The 17,618-nt window shown below is 36.9% G+C and carries 15 protein-coding genes and 1 riboswitch; of the genes, 4 read left to right on the top strand and 11 right to left on the bottom strand.

Features of this window, described 5'->3' with window-relative positions; genetic code table 11:
* Nucleotides 1–47: 47 nt before the first annotated feature.
* A complete protein-coding gene (gene ppnN / locus GYM75_RS11265; protein ID WP_220217316.1) occupies nt 48–1,424 on the bottom strand; it encodes a nucleotide 5'-monophosphate nucleosidase PpnN in 1,377 nt (458 codons plus the stop codon).
* 389 nt (nt 1,425–1,813) lie between these two features.
* Nucleotides 1,814–1,944, top strand: a riboswitch (molybdenum cofactor riboswitch).
* On the opposite strand from ppnN, the gene moaA reads away from it, so the two are divergent.
* Nucleotides 1,939–2,913 carry a GTP 3',8-cyclase MoaA gene (gene moaA, locus GYM75_RS11260; RefSeq protein ID WP_220216024.1) on the top strand — a complete coding sequence of 325 codons (975 nt, stop codon included), beginning with the start codon at nt 1,939–1,941 and terminating at the stop codon, nt 2,911–2,913. (Overlaps the previous riboswitch by 6 nt.)
* On the opposite strand, the gene gluQRS is transcribed toward moaA, so the two are convergent.
* The 3 genes from gluQRS to folK form a co-directional block, all read right to left on the bottom strand.
* The gene (gluQRS, locus tag GYM75_RS11255) at nt 2,893–3,783 is read right to left on the bottom strand and encodes a tRNA glutamyl-Q(34) synthetase GluQRS (RefSeq protein ID WP_220216023.1); all 891 of its coding nucleotides are present in this window, start codon (nt 3,781–3,783) and stop codon (nt 2,893–2,895) included. The two genes, moaA and gluQRS, sit on opposite strands and share 21 nt — an antisense overlap.
* A gap of 42 nt (nt 3,784–3,825) precedes the next feature.
* Entirely contained in the window at nt 3,826–4,281 is a 456-nt protein-coding gene (dksA, locus tag GYM75_RS11250; protein WP_065559802.1) for an RNA polymerase-binding protein DksA, read from the bottom strand.
* Between the two features lie 134 nt (nt 4,282–4,415).
* Nucleotides 4,416–4,901, bottom strand: coding sequence for a 2-amino-4-hydroxy-6-hydroxymethyldihydropteridine diphosphokinase (gene folK, locus GYM75_RS11245; RefSeq protein WP_220216022.1), 486 nt, complete (start codon nt 4,899–4,901; stop codon nt 4,416–4,418).
* A gap of 213 nt (nt 4,902–5,114) precedes the next feature.
* Here folK and GYM75_RS11240 point away from each other — a divergent pair, with 213 nt between their 5' ends.
* Nucleotides 5,115–6,476, top strand: a complete 1,362-nt coding sequence (locus tag GYM75_RS11240; protein WP_220216021.1) for an MmgE/PrpD family protein — start codon at nt 5,115–5,117, stop codon at nt 6,474–6,476.
* Nucleotides 6,477–6,631: 155 nt separating this feature from the next.
* Here GYM75_RS11240 and GYM75_RS11235 read toward each other — a convergent pair whose 3' ends face one another.
* From GYM75_RS11235 to purB, 5 genes are read right to left on the bottom strand one after another with little or no spacing between them, the layout of a single operon-like run.
* Nucleotides 6,632–7,384 (bottom strand): amino acid ABC transporter ATP-binding protein, encoded by a 753-nt coding sequence (locus GYM75_RS11235; RefSeq protein ID WP_220216020.1) that lies wholly within the window; start codon nt 7,382–7,384, stop codon nt 6,632–6,634.
* 11 nt (nt 7,385–7,395) lie between these two features.
* Nucleotides 7,396–8,067 carry an amino acid ABC transporter permease gene (locus GYM75_RS11230; protein ID WP_220216019.1) on the bottom strand — a complete coding sequence of 224 codons (672 nt, stop codon included), beginning with the start codon at nt 8,065–8,067 and terminating at the stop codon, nt 7,396–7,398.
* Nucleotides 8,064–8,849, bottom strand: coding sequence for an amino acid ABC transporter substrate-binding protein (locus tag GYM75_RS11225; protein WP_220216018.1), 786 nt, complete (start codon nt 8,847–8,849; stop codon nt 8,064–8,066). Before GYM75_RS11225 ends, GYM75_RS11230 begins: the two co-directional genes overlap by 4 nt.
* Nucleotides 8,846–9,370, bottom strand: coding sequence for a GNAT family N-acetyltransferase (locus GYM75_RS11220; protein ID WP_220216017.1), 525 nt, complete (start codon nt 9,368–9,370; stop codon nt 8,846–8,848). Before GYM75_RS11220 ends, GYM75_RS11225 begins: the two co-directional genes overlap by 4 nt.
* Nucleotides 9,367–10,728 (bottom strand): adenylosuccinate lyase, encoded by a 1,362-nt coding sequence (purB, locus tag GYM75_RS11215; protein ID WP_220216016.1) that lies wholly within the window; start codon nt 10,726–10,728, stop codon nt 9,367–9,369. The genes GYM75_RS11220 and purB overlap by 4 nt, the downstream gene beginning before the upstream one ends.
* 304 nt (nt 10,729–11,032) lie before the next feature.
* Between purB and GYM75_RS11210 the strand changes: the two genes are divergently transcribed.
* Entirely contained in the window at nt 11,033–12,169 is a 1,137-nt protein-coding gene (locus tag GYM75_RS11210; RefSeq protein ID WP_220216015.1) for an MFS transporter, read from the top strand.
* Nucleotides 12,170–12,286: 117 nt separating this feature from the next.
* Here the strand turns inward: GYM75_RS11210 and GYM75_RS11205 are convergent, their stop codons facing one another.
* Both GYM75_RS11205 and syd read right to left on the bottom strand, forming a co-directional pair.
* Complete coding sequence (locus tag GYM75_RS11205; RefSeq protein ID WP_220216014.1) at nt 12,287–13,462, bottom strand: amino acid aminotransferase; 1,176 nt, start codon at nt 13,460–13,462, stop codon at nt 12,287–12,289.
* 136 nt (nt 13,463–13,598) lie between these two features.
* Nucleotides 13,599–14,126, bottom strand: coding sequence for a SecY-interacting protein (gene syd, locus GYM75_RS11200; RefSeq protein ID WP_220216013.1), 528 nt, complete (start codon nt 14,124–14,126; stop codon nt 13,599–13,601).
* Between the two features lie 740 nt (nt 14,127–14,866).
* Here syd and rne point away from each other — a divergent pair.
* Nucleotides 14,867–17,557 (top strand): ribonuclease E, encoded by a 2,691-nt coding sequence (gene rne / locus GYM75_RS11195; protein ID WP_220216012.1) that lies wholly within the window; start codon nt 14,867–14,869, stop codon nt 17,555–17,557.
* Nucleotides 17,558–17,618 lie beyond the last annotated feature (61 nt).

The raw sequence follows: 17,618 nt of genomic DNA, 5'->3' as shown, positions 1-17,618 counted from the left end.
AAAATACCGGCAAAATAACAGTTAAATAAGCTATTTTAGATGATGTGTTAATAACAGATCTCATAACAAGGTTGATAAGCCGTTCCACCCGGTAATTTCATCCGATCTTGTTTAACAAAGCTACGTAATAAATCATCCAACTGTTTCATTATTTCCTTATCGCCTTGTAACTTATAAGGGCCTCGTTCAGCAATTTGTTTCATACCAAACTCCTTCACATTACCAGCAACAATTCCCGAAAATGCCCGACGTAAATCAGCGGCTAATAATTCCACAGGCTGATCTTTGTGTAAATTCAATGAAGCCATATTTTCATGAATGGGTTCAAAAGGTTGTTGTAATGAACCATCAATTTTAAGGAGCCAGTTAAAACCGTAAGCATCACCTGTTTTTAAGCGTGAGGATTTAACATGTTTAACCCCTTTTTTCATAATACGCGCAACTTGTTCTGGGGAATCAATAATAATTTGATAAAGCTTGGTGGCTTCTTCGCCTAAGGTTTGACGAATAAAGTCATCAATGGCAGCAAAATAGCCTTCGCATTCTTTAGGGCCAGTTAAGATAAGTGGTAATGTCTGATCTTTATTTGCTGGGTTTAACATAATGCCTAAAATATAGAGCAGTTCCTCAGCAGTACCCGGACCACCAGGGAAGATAATAATACCGTGTGCCATACGGACAAAAGCTTCAAGCCGTTTTTCAATATCTGGCATGATGATAAGCTCATTGACCAAGGCATTAGGTGGTTCAGCGGCAATAATTGAAGGTTCAGTCATCCCAATAAAACGGCTATCTTTATAGCGTTGCTGAGCATGACCAACAGCAGCGCCTTTCATGGGAGCTTCCATAATGCCGGGGCCACAGCCAGTGCAGATATTAAGCTCACGTAGCCCTAACTGCATGCCGACTTGACGGGCATAATAATATTCGTTTTCATTAATTGAGTGACCACCCCAGCAAACCACAAGATTAGGCTCTTCGCCGACATGTAGCGCATTAGCATTACGTAAAATCGAAAAAACCAAATTAGTAATATAATAGGAATGATCTTTATCAAGGTTGACATTCGACACTAATTGCTTAACAGCACTGATTTGACTATTTAAAAAAAGAATATCGCGCAACACTGCAAAAAGGTTAGCTTGAATTGAACGGATAATACGTTTATCCACAAAAGCACTTTCCGGCGCATCGATGAGCTCTAGCTTAACGCCTCGTTCTTTACTAATCACATTAATTTCGAACGATTGAAACCTATCTAATAGCTCTTTCGTATTATCGGTTTTACTACCCGCATTCAGTGTTGCCAATGAGCAATTTCGAAATAATTGATATAATTCACTATTTGCTGATCTCTTTAGAATATCCACTTCAGCTTGAGCGAGTAAATCCATAGATCCTAATGGACTTATATGGGTGGTAATCATCACAACCTCCATTTGACGGTTTTATCGACAAAGGAGTTATTATATACTCAAACAGATTGAATAAGTAAAGTTTATAAAATGAACTTTTTTCAATTTTATCGTAATTATCCTATTGAATAATTGAAATACAGCAAAAGGATTGATTTATCATAATTAAATTTATTTGATATTAATATACCTCTGACTTTATTTGAATGTGAATAAATCAATTAATATTGTTGTGCTAAATGATTAATTTAAAGCGAATAATCGTTGAGAAAGCAGTAATTGTTATTCTAAATAGTTGAGAATGGTGAAAACAGTGATGAATCAACTTAACCTTAGAATTTTATTCAGAATGTTCGAATTGATTAATTGATTATAGTCAAAAAATATTGTCTATGTTAGACTAAACCAAACTCTGAAGCTTTTTCACCTAAGTGTTGCCTTGGCCTGTTTCATATGGTGAATTAGCCGCGGTATAGCGCAGAAATGGCTATGCTTCCCGATTTGGATAAGGTGTTTTTTTTATATGCAATTAGTGGATAATTATCAGCGTCGATTTCAATATCTGCGCTTGTCGATTACCGAACTATGTAATTTTAAATGTCAGTATTGTTTACCCAATGGTTATCATCCGAATAAGCTTCACCATTTTTTATCGCTTAATGAAATTGATAATATTGTGTCAACATTTGCTGAGCTTGGTGTTCATAAAATTCGACTTACAGGTGGTGAACCGACATTACGTCGAGATTTTACCGAAATTTTGTCGGTTATTTCGGCTTATCCCTGTATTCGTGAGCTTGCAATCACGACCAATGGCACACGGTTATTAAAAAATATCAACCATTGGCATCAAGCTGGTCTAAATTCAATCAACATTAGTATAGATAGTTTTTCTCCTCATATATTTAAACTGATCACAGGTCAAGATAAGCTGAAAGAGCTGATTGCAGGCGTTGAAAAAACGTTAGAAATTGGCATACCGAAAGTGAAGATTAATACTGTTTTAATGAAAGATCTCAATAGCCATTTATCAGACTATTTATCTTGGATTAAATACAGACCAGTTGAGTTGCGTTTTATCGAGCTTATGGAAACCAATGAAAGCCGTAATCTATTTCATCGTTATCACTTAGCTGGTCAATCAATTGAACGTCAATTAATTGAGCAAGGTTGGCAGTTACAACCGAAGCAAGCTCTATCAGGGCCGGCAAAAGTTTATGCGCATGATGATTATCAAGGTAAAATTGGTCTTATCATGCCATATTCAAAAGATTTTTGTAAAAGTTGCAATCGATTGCGAGTGTCATCAATTGGGCAGTTACACTATTGTCTGTTTGGTGATTCGGCGATTGATTTACGTGATTTACTGGTCAGTGCAGACCAAAAAGCACAACTTAAATCACGCATTCTTGCTTCATTGGTAGTCAAACCAGAAAAACATCGATTACACGATAATCTAGTGGGTATGATGCCTAACTTATCTTACATTGGTGGTTAATACTGCATTTTGTTTCGGGATAGTTGAAAGCTGCCAATGTGCTATTGCCCAATCTAACAATTGTTGTTGGGTTGCATCTTGCCAATCTTGTGGTATCTGTTGTCCTAAAAATTGCAGAGCTTGAATGGTTAGCGAGGTTGGATTATCCAATTCGATTGGTTTAGCATGATTTTGTTTCGACAGCTTATTACCATTATGATCTAAGACCAGTGGTAAATGGCAATAGGTTGGAACGGTAAAGCCTAACTGTTGATAAAGTGATATCTGTTTTGCGGTAACCGGTAGCAAATCAGCGCCACGAACAATTTCGGTAATGCCTTGCTGATGATCATCCAGAACGACGACCAAATTATAAGCAAATAGTCCATCTTTTCGGTGAATAATAAAATCTTCTTGCGCACTTGCTGGTTCAACTGTTTGTAATCCAAGAATGTTATCTTCAAATTCAAAGATTGGATGGGTTTGCTTTAACCGAATGGCTAAATGCTGCTGGTGGTTCGGGGTTAAATTTCGCTGACGGCAAAAGCCATCATAAATATGATTGGTAAGATGATGGATTCGTTGTCTTGAACAGTCGCAATAGTAGGCTTGCTGTTTGGATAGTAATGATTGCAATACCGATTGATAACGTTCACTACATGTTGATTGGTATAGAACATCATCATCCCAAAACAGATTGAATATTTCTAATGTTTTTAAAATGAGTGAGGATGCACCTTTGACTTCGCGTGGTGGATCGATATCTTCAATACGGACTAACCATTTACCTTGATAAGCTTTAGCTTGTAAATAGCTACCGAGAGCCGTCACCAACGAACCAAAATGTAATGGTCCGGATGGTGAGGGAGCAAAACGACCAATATAGCACATGGGCTTATCTGGTAGTGTAATGTTTGAGGAAAGTAATTAAAATTACATTCCCATTTGTTTTTCGCGAAGTTCCGCTAACGTTTTACAATCGATACATAGATCCGCCGTAGGTCTAGCTTCAAGGCGACGAATACCAATCTCAACGCCACAAGATTCACAAAAACCAAAATCATCAGTTTCAATTTTCTTTAATGTCTTTTCAATTTTTTTGATCAGTTTACGTTCTCTATCGCGTGCTCTTAACTCTAGACTGAACTCCTCTTCTTGAGTTGCTCGGTCAGCTGGATCTGGAAAATTTGCAGCCTCATCTTGCATGTGCGAGACTGTTTTGCCCATTTCGCCTTGTAATTGCGCAAGCCATGCTTCTAAGATAAGTTTGAAATGTTTCAATTGCTTAGGGTTCATATACTCCTCGCCTTTCGCCTCTTTATAAGGCTCAAGCCCAGCAATTGAAAGCAGGCTAAGAGAAGATGTATTAACTTTTTGTTCCTTTTTCACAGCAATCCCCTTAAGTACAGATTATTTGCAAGCGCTAAACTATAGCAATAAATTAGCCATTGGCAAAATTTTTTTATGATTTTTTTTACATAATTAGAGCAAATTAACATAACTATATGTATTAATGTATATAATTATGCTATCCACTGTTTCATGTCATTTTTAGGACACTTAGCAACAAGATCTGACAATTTGTCATTATCGGGAAAGACGAGTTCTGGCTCAATATCAAAGAGTGGATAAAGGACAAACTCTCGGTTTTTCATGTGGTAATGCGGTATGGTTAATCGTTCACTATTGATAATCAAATCATCATATAAAAGAATATCCAAATCTAAAGTTCTTGCCCCCCAACGATTATCTTTGCGAACTCGCCCTTGTGATTTTTCAATCGATTGTAAGGCATCTAATAATTCAATTGGTGAAAGGCTGGTTATTAACTTAATCACTGCATTGAGATAATCATTTTGATCTTGTGGCCCTAAAGGTTTACTGCGGTAAAAAGGCGAGACTTTAACCAGTTGAGTATGAGGCAATTGAGTTAAAGCGGCTATTGCTCGATTTGCTTGAGCAAAAGGATCGTCAAGGTTACTTCCTAACGCAATATAACAAGTTGACATAATTAGATAAGTGAAAGTTTAGGTTAATCATTTGTCATCTATATTAGCATACTAATGATGAGTCAAAAATAGTTATATGAAGGGAAAAAGACGACTGCTTGATGCAATAGTATTAAGTTTAGTTATTAAAATATAACTAGATAATCTTTAACTTAACGCTGATTTTACGCTATTTTGGTCAAGTCTATTTATGATAGTTTGATGAGTGAATATATGATGAACTTAAACCAACAATTATGCTTGTTAATTAAAAATACCCCTGTTCTTAATGATTCCTGCGTTATTAATAATGCGATAAATGGCATCGTCGATTATTTTGCATGTTGTTTACAAGCTCGTCAGGATATGAATGTTCAAAGATTACTCGCTTGGATAAAAGAAGAAGGGGGGCATGAGCGGTCTTGGCTGATTGGTCAAAAAAAGTTAGCTACACCACGTCAAGCGGCATTATTCAATGGTTTTCAAGCCCACTGTTTAGATTATGATGATGTTCATTCAGATATACGAGGCCATCCTTCAGCGGTGATTTTATCGGCACTGTTTGCCAGTATTCGATTAGATCATATGCCATTCCAGATTGATGGACGGCGATTTTTAACGGCTTATGTTATTGGTATTGAAGTCATGGCGTTGCTGGGTAAAAGCGTCAATCCACAACATTATGAAAAAGGATGGCATGCCACTATTACGCTTGGTGGTATAGCAGCCACAGCCGCAATTTGTTATTTGTATAATGAACCTTTTTTATCGCAAGCATTAGCACTTGCAGCAACCCAAGCTTCGGGTATGCGCTTGTTAATGGGCACACCCATAAAATTTTTACATGCAGGACTGGCTGCGCAACATGCCATCCAAACTGTTGATTGGTTAAGAGCAGGACTACAAGCAGATCAAAATTTTTTAGATGAAAATTTAGGATTTCTCGCCATGTATGGACAAGGGAATACGGGGTTGAATTTAACCAGTTGGGCAAAGCCTTGGAAGATAATTGACCCTGGATTGTGGTTTAAAACTTATAGTTTTTGTTCCGCTGGAGCCTATATCGCGGATGCCGGACAATTACTTTCTCAACATCCGCAATTTCGTGTTGAGAATGTGGCTAACATTACCCTTTACTTTGCGCCACCTAAGAGTGATGCGGCATTAATTTATCAACAGCCAACCCTTGCTGAGCAAGGGCGCTTTTCAGCTGAATATATTTTGGCCTTAATTTTATTAGGTTTACCCACTGATTTTAAGGCATTTTCGGCAACGCCAATCGCTGACAACATTCAACAACTGATGCAAAAAATGCATCGCAGTTATCACATCACCTTAGCACCACATCCTCAAGCCTATAATGGTCGTTATGTGGTGGTTGAGATATTACTAAATAACGGTCAAAAAATCAGCCAACGCATCGACCTTCCCAAAGGCTCACCAAAGAATCCTTACAGCCAAAATGAAATGACAGCAAAACTCGTAAACGCTATTGATGATCAGCCAACTGCAATAGCGCTAAGCCAAGATATTCAAGCATTTGCAAAAGGGTTAGATGTCAGCGATTTTATAAAGCGTTATATAGTTAAGTTATAGTTGAAAAATCTTGATTCACTTAAAAGAATAAAAATTAAAGTTTGTTAATAAGGTGATATTTACTATTACGTGAATTCTAAATAGGGGACGATGTAAAATCCCCCCAATTTCTTGTCTCAATATAAGCACTCAGTGAGCGAACAATTTTTTCTTTATTAAATTTCGAAATTAATATCATCGGTTAGCTGACGCAAAAAACGTTGAGTTAACTCGTTTTGTGGATGATCGATAAGAGTTTTAGCATAGCCTTCTTCTACAATGACGCCATTTGCCATAAAGATAATTCGGTCAGCAACATATTTAGCAAATTCCATTTCGTGAGTAACAATGATCATCGTGATATTTTCTTTAGCAAGCTGTAACATGACTTGCAGCACCTCGTGTACACGCTCTGGATCGAGTGCCGATGTCGGTTCATCAAATAATAGAACTTTAGGTCTAACCGCTAATGCTCTGGCAATAGCCACCCGTTGTTGTTGCCCGCCGGATAATGTTATTGGATATTGGTCTGCATAAGGTAACATGCCCACCCGCTTTAATAGCATTAATCCTTGTTGTTTGGCTTCGCTTTTATTGATTTTTTTACCCAGAATCAAAGGATAAGTAATGTTCTCTAACGCCGTTTTGTTTTTAAATAAATTATAGTGTTGAAATACCATCGCTGATTGTTTGCGTAATTGTACTTCTTCTTTATGACGATAATGTTCTCTATCCAGAATGACATCACCTATTCGAATTGTACCCGTATTGGGTTTTTCTAATAAATTCAGACAACGTAATAACGTGGATTTACCTGAGCCTGAAGGCCCAATAATGGCGACAACTTCACCTTGTTTTACATAAAGGTTTATCTCTTTTAATACTTGATGATGACCAAACCGTTTAGACAGATGTGATACAGAAATCATGAGCTTGCTCCTTAACGGTAATACGGTTTGCTTAATTTACGTTCTAACTGTTTTTGTAGCCATGAATAAGCAACAACCGTTAGCCAATAAACAATGCCGACCGCTAAATAGGTTTCAAAATAGAGAAAGGAGCTCGCCGTTAGCATTTTGCCTGCTGCTAGCAGTTCTTGTACGCCAACAAAAAAAGCGACAGACGAGTCTTTGAGTAATGAAATAAACATGTTACCGGTATTAGGCAAAGCATTGACCAATGCTTGTGGCAAAATAATGTTTCGGTAAACCTGAATCGTGCTTAGTCCCGAGGTTAGTCCTGCCTCTTTTTGTCCTGGGTCGACTGACGCCAGACCAGCACGGAAAATTTCGGCTAGATAAGCAGAATATTTTAAGCTAAAGCAGACAATAGCGGCGGTTGTTGCTCCCATGTGCTTTAATACAGGAAAGATCTGCGGTAAACCGTAATAAATAATAAAGAGCAATACGACCGAGGGAATCCCACGAAATAGCGAAATAAACAGCGAAAAAATTGCGTCAACAATGATGATTTTATTATTACGTAACAATGCGATAGTCAGACCTAACACCATAGCAAATAAAATTGACACCACTGCAATAAAAAGTGTGACCGGTAGATACGGTAATATCTGAGGAAACACACTTAAAAAATAGTTTACATTAAAGTTCATGAGGTAATATCTTCACCAAAATATTTAATCGAAAGATTTTTTAACGTGCCGTTGTTGCGTAACTTGTCCAAAGCTTGATTAAACTTTTCACGTAATGCTTGACCTTTTTCATCTTTACTAAATGGAAAAGCAACTTGCTCAATCGTTATTGGCTCGCCTACTAATTTAAATGGAAGATTTTTACGTTTGATTTCAGCCAGTAAGATGGGTTTTGAATTAACATAACCTTCAACCCGTTGATATTCGGTATCATACATGGCTCCGTCACGGGTTTCATAAGTTTTAATCGTCACTTCATTATTTGGAAAGGCTTTTTTCAAATTATTGATATGATTTGAACCTAACACGCCAGCAATGGTTTTACCTTTAAAATCAGATAACGTATTTATATCGTTATTTTCTTGATGGGTAACAATCTGACTACCATAAAAACTATATGGCTGAGAAAAATCATACTTATCTTGGCGAGCAGGTGTGATTGCAACGGCATTGGCAATGGTATCTAAACGTCCTGAATCAAACTGTCCCATTAAGCCGCCAAAATCAGCGACCACCCATTCGACTTGATAACCCAGTTCATTGGCAATGGCTGCTGTCAGTTCAACATCAAATCCGATTAATTTATCTTGTTGTTTATAACCATTTGGATAACTTTGACCGGTTGAACCGACTCTTATGATCGGCTGCTTTGTGGTCGAATCTTGGCTATTTGTATCGCATCCGAATAATAATGTTAAACTGGCGAGTAGTATCGCAGAGAAAATAGTTCTGATTGTTTTCATTGTTTGTGATTCCTTTTTTTCCATTCAGTGTAGTTTTTATAATTAAAAATTTTTTCAAAATAGAGTGTGGTGTGATCAGGGGTTAAATCGGCTTGCCCAATAGGTTTATAACCTTTGTTGATGTAAAGTGTGGCTAACCATGGATGATTTGCGGCTGTTCCTAATGTCGCCGCAGGAAGTCTTAATTGTTTAATTAAAATTTGTTGTTCAACAAAATCCCATAATGCATGACCGTAGCCTTGACCTTTATATTGTGGGTCAGTGGCAAACCAACCTAAATGCGGTAATCCATAAGGCCCGGGATTATTGCCCCATGGAAAACGAATCGTTAATGTTGAAATTAATTTACCCTGTTTTTCATAGAGATAAACAGCATTTGATTCAATATGATCGGCAATTTGTTTTTGATTAACTGTCGCAGCAGCAAAATGAATACCAAGTTGTAGGGTTGCTTGATAAGCATTATGCAATAGCGTTTGATAAGCTGGGATATCATTTTGCGTCATTAGGCGGAACGTCATACTAAGACTCCACTTTGATCAGCATACCGGATTACTTGTTCCACTTTTTCAGGCGCTAAACCAACATAATTAACGGGTTCTAACCAACTATCGAGTTCATCTTCGGTAAACTCTTTATTCAAGATAGAATCAGCTAATAACACTGCTTTAAAGGTTTTATTTTGCTCAAAAGCTTGCATTGCGCTTTGATAAACCAAACGATGAGCGGTCTGTTTGCCTAATCGCTTGCCTATTTCAAACATCACTTTTTCAGACAGCAGTAAACCATTTTGTAAGGTTAAGTTAGTTAACATGCGTTCAGCATTGACTTTTAACCCTTGTAGTACAGCTAATGCCGTTTGTAGTTGTGAAGAAAGGTAGAGATTAATTTCAGGAAGAGCTATCCACTCGGCTCGCCAACTCATGGCGTCTCGCTCATGTTCAACTTTCATGGATTCATGAATTAAAGCGACACTTTTTAATAATGGTGCGGTTAAGCTAGCTAAGCCTTCTAATGCGGCGGGATTTCGTTTATGAGGCATAGTGGTTGAACCGATTTTTCCGTCAGAAAAGGGCTCTTCAACTTCGTTAATTTCAGTGCGCATTAAGTTATAAAACTCATTACCCATTTTACCCAGTGTTCCACTGATTAATGCAATGACGGATGCATATTCGGAAAACCGATCACGTGCAGCTTGCCAACCAATGTTGGGTGTATTGAGGTCTAATAAAGTTAATGTTCTGGCTTCAACTTGTACCCCTAATTCGCCCATGGCGGCATAAGTACAAATTGCACCACTGATATTACCCACTAAAACCCGCTGTTTAATTTCACTTAACCGCTGTAAATGGCGAACAAACTCATCTAACCAAACGGCAAGTTTAAACCCAAAAGTAGTAGGAAGTGCCTGCATACCATGAGTGCGTCCAACCATAGGTAAATATTGATACTGTTTGGCTAACTTTTTTAATTCACATGCCACCAGTTTGGTGTCACGTTCAATAATGGCAAATGATTGCTTAAGTTGTAAAACGGTTGCCGTATCGACAATATCTTGCGTGGTTGCGCCATAATGAATAAATTGACCGGCATCGCCAACTTGATCTTGTAGCGCATTGATCGTTGACATTAAAGAGTGCTTGGCTTTTGCAGCTTGTTTGGCAATTTGTTCAATGGACAGTTTCGAAGCATCGGCCTTAGCAACGATTGCATCAGCGGCATCGCAAGGAATGACACCTAGTTCACCTTGTACTTTTGCTAGTGCGACTTCTACAGCAACTTGCTTTTCTAAGCGATTTTGTTCTGACCATATCGCTCGCATTTCACTGGTACTAAAATTATTACCTAAAATCAAATAATCAATAACATGTGACGCCACCGAAATATCCTCAAAGATTAATTAATGTTTTATTATTCAATTATTAAAGATTATTCAAACAGCGTCTAATATCCTCTTGGACTATGGATATAACTAAAAAGAATTAAGCTTGTTGGGATTTGATCACGGGCGATTGAGGAAGTTGATTGTTGAATGTTTATTTTGTTTTGATGAATAGACTCAAATAGGGGAATTTTTTCAAAATTTCTTATTTTTTATTCGTATTATGCACGATACTTGATCTCTTTGATGTTATCATCGTGGGGACAACGTGAGCCTGCTTAATAAAAAGGAATAAATAGTGATGAATAACAAATTATTTAAATTAGTCTGCTTAGGCTCTTTTTTAACCTCTTTTGCCTATGGCGTGATGTTAACGCTGCCGTTATTTTTAACCGACACTTTAAAGCTTTCGTTAGTGATGTCGAGTGAAATTATTTCAATGGGGATCATTGGGGTAGTGGCGTCGATTTTGTCGATTCCTTATGTGTTGAAATCTGTTTCTACTAATGTTATTGCTGCAATGGGGGCGTTAATTTATGCCTTTGCTATCGCATTGATTTTGTATACAGGTGGTGTTTTTCTTTATATTGCAGGTTTGTTGCTTGGTGCAGGGTGGGGGATTATTTATACGTTGGGGCCGATTATGGTGTCGTCAACCAGTAATACTGCCGAATTAAGTCGTCATTTTATGTTTATTTCGGCATTTAATATGTTAGGCGCCGGATTATCGCCAGTGATAGTCAAAACACTGCTCGATTATAATATTGCTATTGAATATATGTTTATGTTTGCTGTGTTGTTGAGTTTGTTAGCCGGTGGGTTATTTTTTAATGTAACCTTATCCAATAAGCAAAATAGCAGTAAATTATCGATTTTGCCAGTAATGAAAACCATTGTTACTTCAAATGCGGTCATTCCGTTAATAATGGTTTTTTTAGGCGCCTGTATTTACATTTCAATGATGAACTTTCAATTTGTGTTTGCGAAAGAGAAGAATTTAAACTTTTCGATATTTTATATTTCTTATACTTTTTCATTATTATTTGCCCGATTCTATCTGGCTAAATTTATTTTAAAACTGTCACAGCAGTTAGCCATGATCGGCTTGTTATTCATTATGTTGATCGCTTTGTGTCTGTTTTTGGTTACGACAAATAATATTTTTTATATTGTACCGTCGTCATTATTAGGCATAAGTTATGGTTTGGTTTATCCGTTAATTCAAACTCAAATGGTTAAAGACATCGATGCTGAAAAGCGAAGTATCTATTTAACTATTTTTAGTTTAAGCTACTTTATTGGCGTATTTGGCTATCCGTATCTGTTTAGTTTAGGATTAGATTCAAGCGGTGTTTTAGGCTCGTTTTTAGTGCTGATTTCACTGTGTGTGTTAGATATTGTATTTGCCTGTTTATTATTTAAAAAATTTACCAGATAAGTCGTGATATCCTTAATATGCAGAGGGATTGATAATCAATCCCTCATGCTGTCTTTATCAAACTAACACAACAGTTAATCAACAATAATGCCTAAAAATTGACTTCATAAAATAGGCTTATAACACTTCAACTATCGATTCACACAGGCGTGACATATTATCAAGGGTCATGCCAGCGACATTGATTCGTCCCGAATTCACGATGTAAATACCGTAGTCGTTACGCAGTTTCAGTACTTGTTGTTCTGTTAATCCACTGAAAGAGAACATGCCGTTTTGTTTAGCGATGAAGCTAAAATCTTGATTTGCACCTTTATCTTGTAATGTTTTGACAAATAATTGGCGCATACGATGAATACGTTGACGCATACTTGTCAATTCATCGATCCACTCTTCTTTTAATTCCTTGTTATTTAAAATATAAGATACAATTTTGGCGCCGTGAGCGGGTGGATTAGAATAATTGGCACGAATAATGGTTTTAACTTGGCTAAAAGCCCGATCCGCAATCTCCGTATCAGCAGCGATTAAGGTAAAAGCACCAACTCGTTCATTATATAGCCCAAAGTTTTTAGAGTATGAGCTAGCAATTAATAATTCTGGGTGATGATCGGTGAATAGTCGTAATCCATACACATCTTCTTCTATACCTTGTCCAAATCCTTGATAAGCTAAGTCAAACAACGGTAACCAACCATTTTTTAAGGCTAAATCTGAAATGGCTTGCCATTGTTCAGGAGTTGGATCGATACCGGTTGGATTGTGACAGCAACCGTGAAAAAGTACCGCCTCACCTGCTACAATTTTACTTAAATCTTGCATCAGTCCATCAAAGTCCAAGCTATGGGTTTGTGCATCATAATAACGGTATTCTCGCACTTCAAGACCAGCAGTTTGGAAGACACTTCGATGATTTGGCCATGAAGGATTACTGACCCAAATACGTTTTACTTTGGTTCGGCGAGCTAAAAAATCGGCCATGATTCGTAAAGCGCCTGTGCCTCCAGGTGCTTGTGCCGTTCTGGCTCGTTCATTTTCGTTACCAAATAATAAGATTTGTGTAGCGATATTAAATTCTTTGATTCCGTCAATGGATAAGTAACTTTTTGTGGTTTCGTTATTTAATAAAAATTGTTCGGCTTTTTTGACGCTTTCTAAAATAGGTGTTTGGGTGGTTTCATCTTTATAGACACCGACACTTAAATTAATCTTACTGGTGCGTTCATCTTTATTATAAAGATCGGCTAATCCAAGTATCGGGTCGGCCGGTGCTGCTGTTAAACTTTCAAACATAATTCACCTATTTCGTCTAATCACTTTCATCGCATTATATACATAATATTTTATAATACACAATTTCGATACAGACAATTTGTGAATAAATGTTTAGACGATAATCTTGTTAATTTTTATGAATTATTTTTTTACATTAAATTGAAAGATTATTAAAAAATGATGTTAAATTTTCAGCTAATATCGTCAGTTCTCCACTAATGAGATCTTCTTTAACCACTTCGCCAGTTAAATTATTTATGGCGATAATTTCGGTACTTTCATCGGTAGAGGCAATAAAAATAGTTGGTATTCGTTTTAATCTTTTTTGTTGCGACAAATGGGCAATTAAGTTCTGCTCTAAATTTGAGAAATCGTCATCATTCCATGCTTGTAGTAATACTAAATGAGTATCAGCAAAGTTTGCGTTTATATTTCCGGCATATTGTGTGCCATAAAAAACATGAGCACTTTGACACAGATTGATGTTAACGACTTGTTCTACAATAGTTAGATCTCTTGCCGGCTCTAATAAAAAAGGTTGCCAATATACTGCAAGTTGCGCTGTTTTTAGTATACAAGGTGAAGGAATGGCATGTAATTCTTCACTTTTAGGGGCATAATCAAATTGAGTCATCCAACGAGAAGTAAAATCAAGTAAGGCTGTTTTTTCGGGTGATTTCATAAATAAGTTAAGTCTCTTTTTTGAATTTATTTTATATTTCGTCCATTATTATACAAATTAACTTACTTTAGGTACTACTAAGTAAGTGCCCATTTTTTGTTTTCTAAAAATGAGAAAAAATTGTAAAGCAATTTTTGCTTTTTAGTGTGGTTAATATAAATTTTTAATATATCTAATATGATTTTATTGAAATGATAAATATTATTTGTAAATAACTCAAAATATTAATCTAACTATCGATGAAATATGAAGTTTAATTTTCTTGCTATCCTTTGCCGAAACGTGAATAATAAGGGGGGATATTTTTATCCTTGTAATGCAGCAATGGCGTTAGACATTACAGTTTGTCAAAACAAAATAGCGTAAGTAGAATCAAGATAATTAGATAATATGTTTATTTTAAACAATCATATAAAGATTTAGTTTATTTGCTAGAACCAATAAAATGAAGGTTTGCAAATTAACCATTGAAATAATATCAATAAATTATATATTTAGGAATAATTCGGCGTGTCATTTGTACTTTTGAATTTAGCGGTTATCCCCCTAAAATATTATTTTAATGTAGTCAATGTGAAATCGGTGTCACATAAAATAATAACAAAAATAACACAAATAAAATAATGAACACTGTATAGAAATATCGAATTAAGTACTTTTTTTATCATTGTTAAAATAAGCATTTATCAATAATACGATTCTACCTACAATTAATTAAGATTAATGAAGAGTGTAGAATAATGAAAAGAATGCTAATCAATGCAACCCAGCAAGAAGAGCTGCGAGTTGCGCTTGTTGATGGCCAACGCTTATATGATTTAGATATCGAAAGTCTTGGGCATGAGCAGAAAAAGGCCAATATCTATAAAGGTAAAATTACTAAAATCAATCCAAGTTTAGAGGCGGCTTTTGTTTCATATGGTGGAGAGCGAGATGGTTTTTTACCATTAAAAGAGATTGCCGATAGTTATTTTCCATCCAATATGACCGGTCGTCGCACCATTAAACATCTTGAAGAAGGTCAAGAAGTTCTCATTCAAATTGAAAAAGAGATTCGAGGCAAAAAAGGTGCTGCGTTAACGACTTATATTAGTCTTGCCGGTAGTTATTTAGTTTTAATGCCCAATGATCCACGTGCTGGTGGTGTGTCTCGCCGAATTGAAGGTGAAGATCGTGCAGATTTAAAACGTATTATTGACGCCATTGAAAAGCCTAAAGGCATGGGCGTAATTGCCAGAACGGCAGGTGTTGGTAAAAGCCAAGAAGAGTTACAACAAGATTTAGATGCGTTAGTCAATTATTGGGCAGCGATTCAAAATGAAGCTAAGAATCATCCAGCACCAAGTTTAATCCACAAGGAAAGTGATATTATTACCCGAGCATTTCGTGATTATTTACGTGATGATGTGGGTGATATATTAATCGATAATCCGAAAGTCCTTGAGATCGCTAAAAAACGATTAGTTGATTTGGGGCGTGTTGAATACGTTAATCGACTAAAACTTTATGAGGGGGATGTACCTCTATTCAACCATTTTCAAATTGAAGGTCAAATTGAATCTGCGTTTCAACGTGAAGTGCGTTTACCTTCCGGCGGTTCTATTGTAATTGATGCAACCGAAGCATTAACAGCAATCGATATTAACTCCGCTAAATCGATACGGGGCAGTGACATTGAAGAAACGGCCTTTAACACTAATCTTGAGGCAGCTGAAGAAATTGCTCGTCAACTACGTTTACGTGACTTAGGTGGTCTAATTGTTATCGATTTTATCGATATGACACCAATTCGTAACCAACGTGAAGTTGAAAATCGCTTAAAAGAGGCGATGAAAACAGACCGAGCACGTATTCAAACAACACGAATTTCTCGATTTGGTCTGCTTGAAATGTCACGCCAACGATTAAGTCCGTCTTTGCGTGAAGCGACTCATCACATTTGTCCACGTTGTCAAGGAACGGGAACGATTCGTGATAATAATTCATTATCGCTTTCTATTCTTCGATTAATTCAAGAAGAAGCGATGAAAGATAACACAGTCCAAATTGATGTTATCGTGCCAGTGCCAATTGCCAGCTATTTATTAAATGAAAAACGTCGCGCGATTAATAATATTGAAAGAATGCACCCTGATGTAAAAATTGTCATTGTGGGTGATGAAGAGATGGAAACGCCACTTTATAAAGTGATTCGTAAACGTGTTGGCGAAGAGACTGATGTACTGAGTTATAACTTACCGAAATTAATCCGAGAACTGGAAGAAGAGGAAGAAGACGCAGCGGCTGAAATCATCGTTGAACAAGCGGTATTATCAGGGCCAAAAGTCGAAGCGAACACGACATCGAAAGAAAAGAGCGAGCCTAAAGTTGAAAAATCTGGGGGCTTGTTCAGTGGATTATTTAGTAAATTACGCAAATTATTTGTTGCTGAAAAAAGTGAACCTGAACCAGAAGTTAAACCAAAACCGACTAAAAGACGTGAAAATAATCGATCGAATAGTCGCCGTCAGCGTAATAGTCGTAATAGCAATGGTGCAAATGCTAATAGCAGCGCAGCAACAGAAGATGTGAAAGAGACAACTCGTAGTAACAGTCGTCGTACTAAGCAAAATAATAGTCATTCGGCGAATGCGGTAAACGCGACTAAAGCTGAAAAAACAGCGAATAGTAATGAAGTGGTCACACCGAAACAAAAAGAAGTGAAACCAAGACGTCAACAACGTTCATTGACAAAAAGCGTACGTGTAAAAAATAGTGAAGCACCGATTCAAGTCAATGAAGAGCGTGTTGTTATTCCATCGTTATTATTACCGGTGATAGTGCCTGAACAGGCTGAGACAACACCTGTTTTAGAGTCACAACCAAAACGTCAACGACGCACTTCCAGACATCTACGTATGAATGGACAACGTAATAAACGACGGGTACGAAGTGGCGATCTTAAAAAATCACCTATGCCGTTACAATTTGCTGCTGCATCTCTTGAATTGGCATTAGGTCGGGTTGCGATTGATTATAGTCAAATCACACAAGATGAACCAAGTAATGTGGTTCCTGTTATTCCTTCACTTTTATTACCTGTTATCGTTAAAAATGAAGTGACAGAAGCCCGTTCTGAACCGACAATTCACACAGCTGATTTGAATGATGTATCCATCAATTCTGAATCAACTCAAGATCATGATGCTGCAAAAGACAGTGAACAAGAAAGTCATGATAGCGATGTGAATACTGATGTGTCTCAAGCTACGGGTCACGCTTCGTCAGTAATGACTAAAGCCCCTGCACCAGAGTATGTAGATTCTGAAATTGGTTTCAAACTACGGGAAGAATCAGACTATCACTTTGAAGGGAAAGGAGAAGCGGGCGGTTTAAGCTCTCAAAACCATGCCTTTGCTAAAGCAAGTAAACCTTCCTATCCTTCAGAATAATAGTTTCAAAACTGATATTTATAAACAGAGTGGTCATCAGACCACTTCTGTTCCTACTTAG

Origin of the sequence: Gilliamella sp. ESL0441, assembly GCF_019469185.1 — a bacterium.
In the GTDB taxonomy this organism is placed as follows: domain Bacteria; phylum Pseudomonadota; class Gammaproteobacteria; order Enterobacterales; family Orbaceae; genus Gilliamella.
This window is presented reverse-complemented; position numbering and strand designations above follow the sequence as displayed.

Excerpts from the sequence above, each read along its gene's own strand:
- moaA (WP_220216024.1), top strand. The coding sequence starts at position 1,939 with ATGCAATTAGTGGATAATTATCAGCGTCGATTTCAATATCTGCGCTTG.
- gluQRS (WP_220216023.1), bottom strand. The coding sequence starts at position 3,783 with ATGTGCTATATTGGTCGTTTTGCTCCCTCACCATCCGGACCATTACAT.
- folK (WP_220216022.1), bottom strand. The coding sequence starts at position 4,901 with ATGTCAACTTGTTATATTGCGTTAGGAAGTAACCTTGACGATCCTTTT.
- GYM75_RS11240 (WP_220216021.1), top strand. The coding sequence starts at position 5,115 with ATGATGAACTTAAACCAACAATTATGCTTGTTAATTAAAAATACCCCT.
- GYM75_RS11235 (WP_220216020.1), bottom strand. The coding sequence starts at position 7,384 with ATGATTTCTGTATCACATCTGTCTAAACGGTTTGGTCATCATCAAGTA.
- GYM75_RS11230 (WP_220216019.1), bottom strand. The coding sequence starts at position 8,067 with ATGAACTTTAATGTAAACTATTTTTTAAGTGTGTTTCCTCAGATATTA.
- GYM75_RS11225 (WP_220216018.1), bottom strand. The coding sequence starts at position 8,849 with ATGAAAACAATCAGAACTATTTTCTCTGCGATACTACTCGCCAGTTTA.
- GYM75_RS11220 (WP_220216017.1), bottom strand. The coding sequence starts at position 9,370 with ATGACGTTCCGCCTAATGACGCAAAATGATATCCCAGCTTATCAAACG.
- GYM75_RS11210 (WP_220216015.1), top strand. The coding sequence starts at position 11,033 with ATGAATAACAAATTATTTAAATTAGTCTGCTTAGGCTCTTTTTTAACC.
- GYM75_RS11205 (WP_220216014.1), bottom strand. The coding sequence starts at position 13,462 with ATGTTTGAAAGTTTAACAGCAGCACCGGCCGACCCGATACTTGGATTA.
- syd (WP_220216013.1), bottom strand. The coding sequence starts at position 14,126 with ATGAAATCACCCGAAAAAACAGCCTTACTTGATTTTACTTCTCGTTGG.
- rne (WP_220216012.1), top strand. The coding sequence starts at position 14,867 with ATGAAAAGAATGCTAATCAATGCAACCCAGCAAGAAGAGCTGCGAGTT.